The 13,730-nt window shown below is 53.2% G+C and carries 9 protein-coding genes; 5 read left to right on the plus strand and 4 right to left on the minus strand.

All coding sequences use genetic code 11. The features are described 5' to 3' along the window. Positions 1 to 331: 331 nt before the first annotated feature. Positions 332 to 685: a c-type cytochrome gene (locus AC1931_RS00225; RefSeq protein ID WP_483875217.1), complete on the minus strand. Its 354-nt coding sequence runs from the start codon at positions 683 to 685 to the stop codon at positions 332 to 334. Between the two features lie 242 nt (positions 686 to 927). Between AC1931_RS00225 and AC1931_RS00230 the strand changes: the two genes are divergently transcribed. The 5 genes from AC1931_RS00230 to AC1931_RS00250 all read left to right on the plus strand — a co-directional run bounded on the left by AC1931_RS00230 (position 928) and on the right by AC1931_RS00250 (position 8,440). Continuing rightward, positions 928 to 3,879: an insulinase family protein gene (locus AC1931_RS00230; RefSeq protein WP_483875218.1), complete on the plus strand. Its 2,952-nt coding sequence runs from the start codon at positions 928 to 930 to the stop codon at positions 3,877 to 3,879. Positions 3,880 to 3,966: 87 nt separating this feature from the next. Then, the gene (rlmKL, locus tag AC1931_RS00235; protein WP_483875219.1) at positions 3,967 to 6,138 is read left to right on the plus strand and encodes a bifunctional 23S rRNA (guanine(2069)-N(7))-methyltransferase RlmK/23S rRNA (guanine(2445)-N(2))-methyltransferase RlmL; all 2,172 of its coding nucleotides are present in this window, start codon (positions 3,967 to 3,969) and stop codon (positions 6,136 to 6,138) included. A 21-nt stretch (positions 6,139 to 6,159) separates the two neighbouring features. Continuing rightward, positions 6,160 to 6,582 (plus strand): HIT domain-containing protein, encoded by a 423-nt coding sequence (locus AC1931_RS00240; protein ID WP_483875220.1) that lies wholly within the window; start codon positions 6,160 to 6,162, stop codon positions 6,580 to 6,582. Further along, on the plus strand, positions 6,579 to 7,184 hold the full coding sequence (locus AC1931_RS00245) for a penicillin-binding protein activator LpoB (RefSeq protein ID WP_483875221.1): 606 nt from the start codon (positions 6,579 to 6,581) through the stop codon (positions 7,182 to 7,184). The genes AC1931_RS00240 and AC1931_RS00245 overlap by 4 nt, the downstream gene beginning before the upstream one ends. 17 nt (positions 7,185 to 7,201) lie before the next feature. Then, positions 7,202 to 8,440 carry a COG3014 family protein gene (locus AC1931_RS00250; RefSeq protein WP_483875222.1) on the plus strand — a complete coding sequence of 413 codons (1,239 nt, stop codon included), beginning with the start codon at positions 7,202 to 7,204 and terminating at the stop codon, positions 8,438 to 8,440. A gap of 120 nt (positions 8,441 to 8,560) precedes the next feature. On the opposite strand, the gene ettA is transcribed toward AC1931_RS00250, so the two are convergent. The 3 genes from ettA to AC1931_RS00265 form a co-directional block, all read right to left on the minus strand. Further along, a complete protein-coding gene (gene ettA / locus AC1931_RS00255; protein WP_483875223.1) occupies positions 8,561 to 10,237 on the minus strand; it encodes an energy-dependent translational throttle protein EttA in 1,677 nt (558 codons plus the stop codon). 145 nt (positions 10,238 to 10,382) lie between these two features. Beyond that, on the minus strand, positions 10,383 to 11,516 hold the full coding sequence (locus AC1931_RS00260; RefSeq protein WP_483875224.1) for an HD-GYP domain-containing protein: 1,134 nt from the start codon (positions 11,514 to 11,516) through the stop codon (positions 10,383 to 10,385). Next, positions 11,513 to 13,660: a hypothetical protein gene (locus AC1931_RS00265; RefSeq protein ID WP_483875225.1), complete on the minus strand. Its 2,148-nt coding sequence runs from the start codon at positions 13,658 to 13,660 to the stop codon at positions 11,513 to 11,515. Before AC1931_RS00265 ends, AC1931_RS00260 begins: the two co-directional genes overlap by 4 nt. Positions 13,661 to 13,730: the final 70 nt, after the last annotated feature.

Genomic DNA, 13,730 nt, shown 5'->3' on the forward strand with positions numbered 1-13,730 from the left:
TACCACGGTGGAAACAATAATTCAATCTTTTTTTGCTGATTGACCTGTGATGGTTTTTTTCTGGTTGCGCAGCAGAAAAAGGATAACCTCTAATGTATCGACAGTATCTCTTATTCCCTGTCATTGGAAGCCGGACATCCTCATCCGCTATTTATCCGGGAGGTCCTGCCATGTTCGACAAGAACGACCTTTTCCAGTGTTCTCTCACGGTTTGACATTATCCTGATTTATGGCTGTTGGCCCGTTATGGCTAAGTCGAGCTTATATTGAATTATGTCTCACACATCATGGCCGTCTGCTGCTTCCGTCTTCGGTTCTATTCGCTTTTACCTTATCGGGGTGACACCATATATTCAACAACGGAACGGATTTCATCATCTGTAAGAAAAGCTGCATGACCTCGTGCCGGCATCTTGCCGATACCGTTGATGGCGTTCTCTACCAAGGTGTCGATGTCCTTGAGAAGGTAGGGCGTGCCGGGTTTTGGCGCCCCCATGATACCGTGGTCATGACAGGACGAACAATTTTTTTGGTAGATGGTAGCGGCCGGATTGCCGGCTCCGTCATCATTTCGCTCGATCTCCGATTGCGCGTGGAGCAAATGAATCAGGTTGGTGTTGAAAACCGGAAATCCACAAAAAGACAGGTACAGCATAAGCACGCAAGTGTAGAGTATTTTTTTCATTAAGGCTCCATGGATTGATGTAAGCGGTCATCTTGACACATAATGCAAACAATGTTGAATCGTTTCTTGTCATATTTGAACGATGCTGATACACACGTTGGCACCTTTCTGCCGCTAAATCTGTTAACTTTAAGGAAAACCTGCACGCACAAAGTGTTCTGACGTTTTCATTCATGCGTCTATTTAATCTTGTCTGAGCTTCCAATCTCAGGCTGAAACCATCAAAAAAGAGGTAGTTTTTTATGCAACAACACGATTTTACCCCCGGCCAGAAATTTCATGGATTTATCGTCGACCAGGTCGATGATTTGCCGGATGTTAATGCGACGATGGTGCGCTTGAGCCATGAAAAAACCGGCGCGCGGTTTATGCATCTGCTGCGTGATGATGATAACAAGCTTTTTGGTGTTGGTTTCCGCACCCCGCCGGATGATTCCACTGGCGTGGCGCATATTCTGGAACACACGGTTTTGTGTGGGTCGGAGCGCTTTCCGGTGCGCGATCCTTTTTTCTCCATGCTCAAGCGCAGCCTCAACAGTTTCATGAACGCCATGACCGCCAGCGACTGGACCCTGTACCCCTTCTCCAGTATGAATCATAAGGATTTTCATAACCTCCTGGACATTTACCTGGATGCAGCCTTTTTCCCGCGTTTACTCGAGCGTGATTTTCGCCAGGAGGGGCATCGTCTAGAATTTGCCGAAATGGAGGATACCAGCTCAGCGCTGGAATACAAAGGAGTGGTCTACAACGAGATGAAAGGGGCTATGTCCGACCCCTCGTCCCTGTTGGGGCGGCGGCTGACCCGCCATCTCTATCCAACCACCACCTATCGTCACAATTCCGGTGGTGAGCCGGAGGATATTCCCACCCTGACCTGGAAACAGTTACGAGATTTTCACGCGCGCTATTATCATCCGAGCAATGCCTGGTTTTTCAGCTATGGCAATCTGGACCTGGTTGAACTCCTCGGTATTGTCGAGGACCGGGTTTTGCGCCGGTTTGAACGGATTGATCCTGACAGCGAGGTACCCCTGGAGCAGCAGCTGCCTGCGCCCCTCTCGGTAAGCGAGGCCTACCCACTTGATCCGGGTGAGCCTCTGGAAAAGCGCTCGATGGTGCAGCTGGCATGGCTGACGGCCGATATCAATGACAGTTATGAGCGCTTGTCCTTGAATCTGTTGTCAACACTGTTGCTGGGAACACCGGCGGCACCACTGTACCAGGTGCTGCTTGATTCCGGACTGGGTGCCAATTTGACCCCGGCCACCGGTTATCATGATGATTATCGCAATACCTTTTTTTCGGTCGGTTTGCAGGGGACTGACCCCCAGCATTGTCAGGCTATTGAAAAACTGGTGATTGATACCCTGGAAGAGGTCGCACGGACCGGGTTTTCCAGCGACCGGATAGAAGCGGCTATCCACCGCCTTGAGTTTTCTACCCGTGAGGTAAGCGGCGATTCCTACCCTTATGCTCTCTTACTGTTGATGCGTCTGTTCGGCCCCTGGTTGCATGGGGGCGATCCACTGGATGTGCTGAATTTTTCGGAGCAATTAGTGCGGTTGCGTAAGGATGTTGAACAGGGTGGTTTTTTCGAGGGGCTGACCCGCAAATGGCTGCTTGATAATCCTCACCGCGTCACCTTGTTGTTACAGCCGGATGCGGAGATGGGAGTCCGTCAGGCGGCAGCGATCCGGGCCACCCTTGATGCCAGACAGCAGCAGCTTGACGAACAGCAACGCCAACGCCTGGTGGAAGAGGCAAAACAGCTGAAACGCGCGCAGGAGGCGCCGGAAGATCTGTCCTGCTTGCCCACCCTGTCCCTTGGCGACATCCCCCCGGATGAGACGCCGGTCGCAGTGAAACAGGTTGACCATGGACAGGTCGCTAGCTACTGGTTTAATCAGCCAACCAATGGTATCGGCTATGTAACCCTGAATTTTTCTATCGACACCCTGACTGCTGAACAGTTGAATTATCTGCCGGTGTTCAGCAGTCTGCTCACTCAGGTCGGTGCCGGTGGACGCACTTATCTGGAGATGGCTGAAGCGATGGAGGCGGTTACCGGCGGGATTTCCGCGCGCACCTCACTGCTGGATGACCCTGCCGATCTAGACCAGTTCGATGCCGGATTTGAACTCAAAGGCAAAGCGCTGGTGCGTAATAGCGTTGCACTGACGGAACTATTGCAGGATTTTATCCTGACTCCTGACTTTTCTGACGTTAATCGTCTGCATAAGGTGCTTGGTCAGATGCAGGTATCCATGGAAAACTCGGTTCCGCAATCCGGGCATACCTATGCCGCGCGCATGGCAGCAGCGGGGTTTTCCCCAGCAGCGCAACTGCGAGAACAGTGGTCGGGACTGTCGCAGATCGCTCTGGTGCGTGAGTTGGCTGCCAAATCGGTTGATGACCTGGGCGAGCTGGCGGCAATGCTGACCTCGATCGCCCAATCCCTGTTTGCCCGGGCGCAGCTGGAGGTTGCCGTTGCCGTCGAAGAACAGCACTTTCCGTCTTTCGAAGGAGCTCTGGCGACCCTGCTAGAAAGTCTGGATTGCGCTGCGCAGGTAACTCCTGCGGCACCACAACCATTCGATGCCCAGCCGAGACGACACGGCCTGGTCTGGTCGCTGCCGGTTCAATATGTTACCCGTGTCTTTAAAACCGTGCCCTACAATGATCCTGATAGTGCTCCTTTGACGGTGCTGGCGCGTTTGTTGCGGGCGGAGTTCCTTCATCGGGAAATCCGTGAGAAGGGTGGAGCTTATGGCGGCATGGCCGGTCACAACAGTGGTGCCGGGCTGTTCAGCATGTTGTCGTATCGTGATCCACATCTGGAGCGTACCCTGCAGGTGTTTGATGATGCCATAGCGTGGATTGTCAGTGGTCAATTCGAGGCGGTTTCGGTTGAAGAGGCGATTCTGGCAGTGTTCAGTGATCTCGACAAGCCCCTGTCGCCGGCCGGTCTGGCTGCTCACGAGTTTGCCTGTTTGCGCCGTGGAATTACGCTGGAAATGCGTAATGACTTCCGCAGGCAGCTGCTCAAGGTTGGCGCCTCGGCCCTGATCCGGGTTGCCAAACGCTACCTGCAGGACGGCGAGAGCGCCGTGGCGGTATTGGCTGGTGAGTCGGCATTGAAACGGGCGAATGAGAATTTAGGTGAAAATGGGCTGGAAATCCGGCGGATTTGAATGAAGATGCGGTATTAAAGAAATCTGAATGTGTGTGCCTGATGATTGCTATGGATTACAATATTTCTTCCTGTGGATTTTAAAAACATGAACAACAGCAAACAGCCATTATTTATCACTGCCGCCCTTGGGTTGGAGCCGCTGCTGGTTGAAGAGTTGATCAGTCTTGGGCTGGTGGAGGTCAAGCAGACCCGTGCCGGGGCCGGTTGTCACGGTAGCCTGGCCGATGCCTATCGGATCTGCATGTGGTCGCGCCTGGCTAGTAGGGTTTTGTTGCCGCTGGCACAGTTTTCAGCGGCTGATCCTGATCAGCTGTATGCCGGGGTTCAGAGTATCGACTGGTCGCAACACATGGATGCAGATTCGACCCTGGCTATCGATTGTGCCACCAGTAAATCGCAGATAAACCACTCGCGCTATGCTGAACAGAAAACCAAGGACGCCATCGTCGATCAGTTCAGGGTCCGCACGGGAGAACGTCCATCTGTGAGCCTTGAGCGTCCAGACATTCGTCTGAATCTCTATCTGTATCAGGATCAGGCGAGCTTGAGTCTTGACCTGTCAGGCGAAAGTCTGCACCGCCGGGGTTACCGCATTGATGGGGTTCATGCTCCACTGAAGGAAAATCTTGCCGCCGGGATGTTGTTGCGCTGTGATTGGCCGCGGATTTGTGCATCTGGTGGCGGACTGGTTGATCCCCTCTGTGGCTCCGGTACCCTGCCGTTGGAAGCAGCGCTGATGGCCACCAACACGGCTCCAGGATTGTTGCGCACCTACTACGGGTTCCTGGGATGGAAACAGCATCAGGACTCCATCTGGCAGGAGGTACGGCAGGCTGCCGACGAGACACACCATTGTGGGGTCGCGGCGTTAAAGTCGCCGATCATTGGTTACGACGCTGACCCACGGGCTATTCGCGCAGCCTGGGATCATGCCCGGCAGGCGGGGATGGACAAGCTGATTCATTTTGAACGACGCCGCCTGGATGAGTTTGTTCCCCCTTCCGGCGTGCCTACCGGCCTGTTGATGGCCAACCCCCCCTACGGTGAGCGTCTCGGCAGCAGCCAGGACTTAGCCCCCCTGTATAATCAGCTTGGTCAGATTATGGCACAGCAGTGTCAGGGGTGGCACGCCGGGGTTATTACCAGCGAAAGGGAGTTGGGGCGTGCCATCGGACTGCGTGCCGAGAAGATCAATGTGCTTTATAACGGTGCGCTGAAATGTCAGCTCTTGCAATTTGTTTTAAGTGCCGACAATCACTGGCAATCTCTGTCCGAAAAAGCCCAGCGGGTAGCGCAAAAGCCGTTGTCTGCCGGTGCCGAGATGTTTGCCAACCGCTTGCGTAAAAACCTGAAAAAATTCGGCAAATGGGTTCAGCGTGAAGGGGTCGATTGTTATCGTTTGTATGATGCCGATCTGCCGGAATACGCGGTGGCGGTGGATCTGTATGGTGATGAGGCTCATCTGCAGGAATATCGCGCTCCAAGCAGTATCGATCCCGACAAGGCCTCCGAACGCATCAGCGACGTTCTTGCCGCCCTGCCGCGGGTGCTGCAGATGTCGCCGGACCAGATTCATCTGAAGGTTCGGCAGCAGCAAAAGGGTTCCGATCAGTATGAAAAGCACGCACGCCGCGGGATATTGAAAGAGGTGCATGAAGGCAATTGCCGGTTTCTGGTCAATCTGACCGATTACCTCGATACCGGCCTGTTTCTGGATCATCGCCAGACGCGCCGGAAAATTCAGTCAATGGCGGCAGGCCGGCGTTTCCTTAACCTGTTTGGCTATACCGGTGCTGCGACGGTGCATGCCCTCAAGGGCGGAGCCGCTGCGACAACAACTGTTGATATGTCACGTACCTATCTCGACTGGGCACGCAGGAACGTCGAGCTGAACGGGTTTGACAGCAAACGTCAGGAATTTGTCCAGGGTGACTGCCTGTCCTGGCTTGAGCAGGCCCGGGCTCGACACGCTGGAGGCTTTGATCTGATCTTTCTTGATCCACCGTCCTTCTCCAACTCAAAGTCGATGGAGACGACCTTCGATGTGCAGCGTGACCATGTTGACCTGTTGCGCAACACCATGAGTCTGCTTGCTGATGAGGGGCAGCTGATTTTTTCCACCAACCTGCGGACCTTCCAGATGGCGGTCACGGCCTTTGATGATCTGTGCCTGGAAAACATCACAGCGCAGACGTTGCCACCGGATTTCGCCCGTAGTCCACGCATTCACCAGTGCTGGTTGATAAAGCGGTTGTAAACGATACCGGGAAGGCTTTCCATGTTTAAACTTGATGAACGTTTGCAGCACGATACGTTTTTGTTAGCGAGCCTGCCCTTGTGCGAGCTGTTGTTATTGAACAATGCCCATTATCCCTGGTTGATCCTGGTACCCAGGCGGAAGGGAGTCACCGAGATTTACCAGCTTGCGCAGACTGATCGTGACCAGTTATGGCGCGAAAGTCATCGGTTGTCAGTGTGGATGGCCGACTACTTTCAGTTTGACAAGCTGAATATCGGCGCGCTGGGAAATGTGGTTAGTCAGTTGCATCTCCATCATGTCGGCCGCAGGCGAAATGATCCCGCCTGGCCGGGACCGGTGTGGGGACAGCATCCATCACAAGCCTACGTTACTGAAGCGATTGAAAAGATCAAACACCAGGTCAGTATCGATCTGACCACATATTCGGGAGCCGAAAAATGAAAAAATCTCTATTGTTCTGGAGTGGATTGATGATGCTGGTAGTACTCTGCGGTTGTAGTGTGACAACCCGCGAAGTGGCATCGGACGAAAAAGTCATTTACGATGAGGGATATCACTTCTCCGACAAGAAGGCGATCGTCGCCGACATGGTGGCGTCTTTGTTGACCAAGCCACCTCTGGTCACCTCGACTGAGCGCCCGGTAGTGATCGTTTATGGTATCGCCAACCGGACCAGCGAGCATATTTCGACTTCCGCGATCACTGATGATATGCGTCAGGCGCTGCTGGAGAGCGGACGAGTGCGGTTTGTCAACGAGACCCAACGCAAGAATATTGAAGCGGAAACCAGTTATCAATATGGGGGCAGTGTCGCCGCTGAGACCCGGGTGGAGAGGGCCCGGCAGGTTGGTGCCAGCTACATGCTGACCGGCACCCTGCGCTCAATCGAGAAAAAACAGCCGCGCCAATGGCGACTGACGAAAAAAGTTTTGATGTATTACAGCCTGAATCTTGAACTGACCGATATTAAGACCGGCCTGATCGAGTGGGCCGACAGCACCGAAGTGATCCGTGAGTCTTCCAGTCCCTTTATCGGCTGGTAACGCGGGCGGTTTTTTTCATGGTGCTTCCTCTGCAGGCTGGACTGACGGCTCGCTGTCGGTCCGGTTTCCATATTCTTGTCCTGCTTCTGTTGACCCTGTTGGTCAGCGGCTGTGCCGGGCGGCTTAACAAAGCCGGCGAGCTGTTTTACGCCGACCGGCCGGAAGAGTCGCTGGTCGTGCTGGAAAAGGGGGACTGGGCCGGCCAGCGTAACCAACTGTTGTTTTTTATGGAGCAGGGGCTGGTGCTACATCAGCTGGGGCAGTTCCAACGCAGCGCTGATATCCTGTTGCAGGCTGGAGCGCTGATTCGTAAACTTGAGCTGCTCAGTCTCCATGAACAGGCGGCCAGTCTGGTGACCAATGAATGGCTGCTGCGCTACAAAGGCGAATATAGTGAGCGGCTCTGGGTTCATAGCTACCTGATGATGAATTTTCTGCTGCTGGCCGAGTATGACAGCGCCCTGGTTGAGGCGAAGCAGGCGTTGGATATTATTGGCCGATATCCTGAGACACTGAACGGAGATTATTTCAGCCGTGCCCTGATCGCTCTTTGTTTCGCCAATGTCGGCGAAGACAACGACGCTTATCTTGTTTACCGCCGACTGGCCGAGGATCTGCCCAGCCCGACGCCGGTGGCTGCCGATCTGGTGGCGATCAGCAGTCGCCTGGGTCAGCTCGACGAGGTTGAGCATTTTCGTAAATATCTGCCGGCGCAGGTTCCCTCAGGTGCTGGGGAGCTGGTGCTGTTTATCAGCAATGGGCGGATCGCTACTAAAAAGCCGGGTAATGTCTTGCTGCCGCCTCTAATCCGTTTTTCCTTCCCCTACTACGACGAGGTTCGGACACCGGCTGTTCAGGTGGACCTTCAGCCCGCCCGGTCAACTCTTCCGCCCCTGTCGACTGATCTGGGCGCGCTTGCCAAGCGTGCCCTCGAAGAACGTAAACTGGCGATTATCATGAAAGAGACCGCCAGGGTTGCCGCCAAGGAGACCATCTCCCAGAACGTTGGCAATGAGCATGGTCCTGCAGCTGAAGCGCTGGTGCGCATCTCTTTGCTGTTGCTGGAAGAGCCGGACACACGCTCCTGGCAGACCCTGCCCGGCCGTCTGACGCTGGTGCGCGTGCCGTTGGCGGCCGGAACCCATAAGCTGCGGTTGAACTTGCATGGTGCCGGTCTGCGGCGCCCTCCGGAAGTCGATCTGCCGGCATTTGAATTACGTCCGGGACAGAGAGTTTTTCGTGCGCTGCGATTTTAAGGATCTGGGGCTATCCGCCGGGCAGCCAGGGGCTGTTTTTATCTGAACCGGCGATGGAAAAAGAAAAGAGGCGTACCCTGACTACCGGGTTACGCCTCTTTTATCTGTCATCGTTAAGTTTTACTGCCGAGTCAAACTACGATACCTGATCCGGTGCGGCTGATCCGCTTCTTTCCCAAGGCGACGTTTGCGGTCGGCTTCGTAATCGGAATAGTTCCCCTCAAACCACACCACCTGTGAGTCTCCTTCAAACGCGAGAATATGGGTGGCGATGCGGTCCAAAAACCAGCGGTCGTGACTGATAATGACCGCACAGCCGGCAAAGTTCTCGAGTCCTTCTTCCAATGCCCGCAGGGTGTTGACATCGAGATCGTTGGTCGGTTCGTCGAGCAGCAGAAGGTTGGCTTCTTCGCGCAGCATCTTGGCAAGATGAACACGATTGCGCTCACCGCCGGAGAGTACACCGACCTTTTTCTGCTGGTCTGAACCGGAGAAGTTAAAGCGGGCGACATAGGCGCGGGAATTGACGGAAACCCCGCCCATCTGGATAACATCCTGGCCATCGCAGATTTCTTCCCAGATGGTTTTGGCAGCATTCAGCTCCCGGTTCTGATCGACATAGCCCAGGCGCACCGATTCCCCCACCTTGATGCTGCCACTGTCGGGCTTTTCCTCGCCGACGATCATTTTGAACAAGGTCGACTTGCCGGCGCCATTGGGGCCGATAACCCCAACAATACCGCCGGGAGGGAGGCGGAAGCTTAAATTGTCGATGAGCAGGCGTTTGTCGTAGCCCTTGCTGATCTGCTGTGCATCAACAACCATATCACCAAGGCGAGGTCCCGCCGGAATGTAAAGTTCCAGCTGCTTTTCTTTCTCCAGGGCGGTGTTGCCGAGAAGTTTTTCGTAGGAGGTGATGCGCGCCTTGGACTTTGCCTGACGCCCTTTCGGGGACATGCGGATCCACTCGAGTTCGCGCTGCAGCGTCTGCTGGCGTTTGCTTTCAGATTTTTCCTCGCGGCGCAGGCGTTCCTGCTTCTGCTCCAGCCAGCTCGAGTAGTTGCCTTTCCACGGAATGCCGTGGCCGCGGTCAAGCTCGAGGATCCAGCCGGCAACATTATCAAGAAAATAACGGTCGTGAGTGACAGCGATAACCGTTCCCTGGTAGCGTTGCAGGTGTTGCTCCAGCCAGTTGACGGTTTCTGCATCGAGGTGGTTGGTCGGTTCGTCCAGCAGCAGAATATCAGGCTTTTGCAACAGCAGGCGGCACAGGGCGACGCGGCGCTTTTCCCCGCCCGACAGCACCTTGATCCGGGTCTCGGGGGGTGGACAGCGCAGGGCTTCCTCCGCGAGTTCCAGGCGCGAATCCAGTTCCCAGGCATCGGCGGCATCAAGTTGATCCTGTACCTTGGCCTGGCGTTCCAGCAGCTTGTCCATGTCGCAGTCGGGATCAGCAAAAGCGTTGTTGATTTCTTCAAACTCCGCCAGCAGATCAACAATCTCCTGCACCCCTTCCTGAACGATTTCACGCACGGTCTTGCTCTCATCCAGTTGTGGTTCCTGCTCCAGATAGCCAACGGAGTAGCCGGGGGAGAGGGCCACTTCGCCGTTGAATTCCTTGTCGACGCCGGCCATGATGCGTAGCAGGGTTGATTTGCCCGAACCGTTCAGGCCCAGTACCCCGATTTTGGCACCGTAGTAATAGGAGAGGGAAATATCCTTGATAATCGGTTGCTTGTTGTGGTTTTTACTGACGCGCATCATCGAATAGATGATTTTTTTTGTATCTTCACTCATGGCCTGTTCCTTTTGATCTTTTTAAATGCCGGAAATTGACGGAGCCTGGACACCTATCAGGTGTCGGGGTGGAAGAAATGTATAACACCCTAGCAGCACTGGTCGCAAGCGGATCCAAGTGAATTGTCTCAGGAAATATTTTCATTCATGGCTGTTGTTGCTCGAGTTGAGACAGTGCGGTTAGAAAGGAGTGCGTCAATTCAGGATGAAGTGCCTTACCGGCACTTTCGCTCATGATAATTTTAATCTGATCGAAAGACAAAGGCTCTTTATAGGTTCGCCGGGTTCGCAAGGCATCGTAGATATCGGATATGGATGTCATGTAACTGCAGGGATTCAGTTTGCGAAAACTCGCAGGGTAGCCGGTCCCGTCATAACCGATGTGGTGTTCGTACGCGGTCACTACTGCCAGACGCGGAATACCAGGACAATTCAGCAGGTATTGTGCACCAAGACGCGGATGGTCGCGCATCAGTTCCCATTCCCTGTCATCCAGTTTTCCCTGTTTATTGAGCACCTCGGAAGGGATAAACATCTTGCCGGCATCGTGCAGCATGGCGGCAATGCCGATATCGTTGAGCATTTGTCCTTCGATGCCGAGCAGCCGGGCCTGGGCGAGATTGAGCAGGCAGATATTGGTGGAGTGGGTGTAAAGGTATTCGTCCATCGAACGAATCGGTGCCAGCGCCAGCATGACATCCTGTTGATCATGAAAAACCGAAATAAACCGCTGAACAATTTCTTCAAGTCCGGTGGCGTGGATTTTTTTTCCATGACCGATGTTACGGTAGATATCCATGAATTTGTCGAGATTTTCATCGACAACGTCCTGAAAACAAGAGACGTCGACAGAAAGTTTTTCCGGTGACTGAGAGCGAACACTCACATTGCCGTAAATAATCGTGTTATTGACATCAGAATGTTGTGCTGTCGGATGGCGAGGATCACGGCTGAGCTTTTCGGCCATCTGCAGCAGATCTTCCAGGCAGATTGTTGCATCAAACTTGATGAAGCTCAGATCATGAGTCTGCATGGCGCGGATCAGTCGTTCAACGGACAGGTTTTCGGTGAGCTTTTCATCCTGAAATACCAGACTGTTGTTGATGAGCTTCAACGTCACCTTGCCCGTGCCGGCAGATTGTTGGCACAGCTGCTCCAGTGCCTGCCGGCACAGATTCAGCACCTGCGGATGATCCGCGTCATAAAGGCGGATGGTGGCAAGTGCGGTGGTAAAGCTGCGGACAAACTGTTGCGCCGGATGTTCTGTTGCCGTTTTCATGACGACTGTTCCGTTGTGGATGAATGCGGGGAAGACAAGATGTCCTGGATGGTCGCCCGTTGTTTTTCCTCAACATGGTGCAGCAGGGAAGTAACCTGTTTGCGAGGATAGACTCTCAGGGTATCGCTTGCCGCCGATTTCAGCTGCTTGCGAAGACGATTGACAAAGAATTCCCTTCTGGATACCAGGCGCATAATGGGCAGCAGGCAGTCAGGTTGCGGCGCGGTCGCCAGCCCTGCCAGAATACTCAATTTAATTTCCAAGTTTTCCTCGGTCAGGGGTTCTGCTTCGAGTAGCTTGTTTAAGCGGCTGAAAACTTTATCATTATGGCTCATCGCAGTAAGTGGGATCAGAATTCTCAAGGTTCGAGGATTTGTACCTTCCAGTTCTTTTAGCAGCAATCGATTGGCTGTGGAGGGATTGACTCGAAACATAATGCCCAGCGCTTCGCAGCGGACCTCAGGATGGGAATGTTTACACAATCTCATCAGGGTCTTTGGTGGAATAACCCCTTTTTGCTGTCTCATGATCATCAGCAGATTGCGGACCAGATACCAGCGCCCATCCTCCAGGGCCCCCAGAATGGCGGGATGGGCCGTGTTTTTGAATTCGAGCAGCAGCGTCAACCAGGTCTTGCGCAACGCCTTGTCTTTTTCCTCACCAAGGCGTTCGATCAGCGGTGCGACATAGGGTTCCCCGACTTCAACCAGGTAATCGCTGATTTCGGCATATTTTTCATTGTGCCAGACCGGAACGGAATTCAAGACATCAGTAATAAATAAGGGTTGCAGCTGTGAATTGAAAAATTTTTCTGTCAGTAAATTTATTTTTGACCGACCACTGTTCATAAACGAGGTCCAGCGAGACAAGGTCTTATGCAATGTCTCGAAGTCGCCGGTATCGAGAAAAAAACGGGATAGATCGATCAGGTTATTTTGCAGAATGTCCTGCATTTCAATATCCGTATCCGTTTCCAGCAGATCGAAGATAATTTCGCAACATTGATGTTCAATCATCTGTTCGACCAGGTTGTCCCGATACTGCCGGGCGACGGCTTCCGGCAGGTTGCCCTGAATTTGTCCGGCAAGAATTTTCTGTAATGCCTGCTGATAATTACCAGGAAGGTAGTCATTGTGACGATCTTCCAGCAGCAACAATTCAATCTGTGATTGCAGCTCTTCTGTCGTGCGGGTGCGCTCGGATTGTATCGTCGGGCGCCGATCATCTCCCGGGGTGGATACGGCAAAGGTCCTCAGAAGATCAGTAAGTCGGCTTGAAAGCTGTAGTTCCGTGTTGCTATGGGAGAGCAGGGCCGCGCTGATAAAATCAGCAGGCAAGCTTGAAATGATTTTACTTGCTTCGTGAGGCCGCTGCTCCAGAGCGTGCAGAGTATCCTCATGGAATCTCTGCCGAACTTGCGGATGAAGTTTCTTGCTGAATTCATAAAGTTGGCTGCCAATGCCGTCGACAGACCCGCGACACTGCTCCAGAAGGCGATGAACCAGCCGGCTGGTCAAAGCCGTACCAGCATCATCGTCAGCAGCTGAATGATTCAGCATTTGCGCCAACTGGTCAGCAGGGTTGGTGCCGGCAGCGATATCCTTATCCTTGTTCATGGGGATCAAGGTCTGGATAAAGTCTGTCCAGACATCGGTCTCTGTCGGCAGCGGCGCGGAACCGACAGTCTCACCAGTGAAAGAGCTGTAATCAGTGATAGTAGTGCTGATATGTAATATCTGATGATCCTTGAGGGCCAGATCCAGTGCTGTTGACAGTTTGCCGGTTATTCTGGTGGAGAGCAATTGCCAGAACTCGATCAGTTCTGCTGTGCTCAAACCCGGATGAAAGGTGATAACAGCAATATCCAATCGGGAAAAAAAAGATCCAAGATCGCGACAACTGGGATTGTCAGCGTCAAGAAAGGTGCCGTTGAACATGAGGTTGTCAGGGGTAATGCCAAGGCTGATGTTTTGACTGTGATGACTGAGCTTGTTTAGCTCAATCAGTATTTTGTTGGCACCGGCCAGCGTCTTCGGGTGAGCAGGAGGATAGAGCATCACCTGGCGCCTGAAGACGTTCAGTTCATGAACGAAATGACTCAGATGGTGGTCAGTAGATTCTCTTAATTGATCTGCGGTATTCACGATAATGTTATCCCCCAAAGAGCCTGACCCTATTATATGATTTTTCTAATCCTTGTCAAACCATTTAATA

Source organism: Pelovirga sp. C15f (assembly GCF_057178085.1).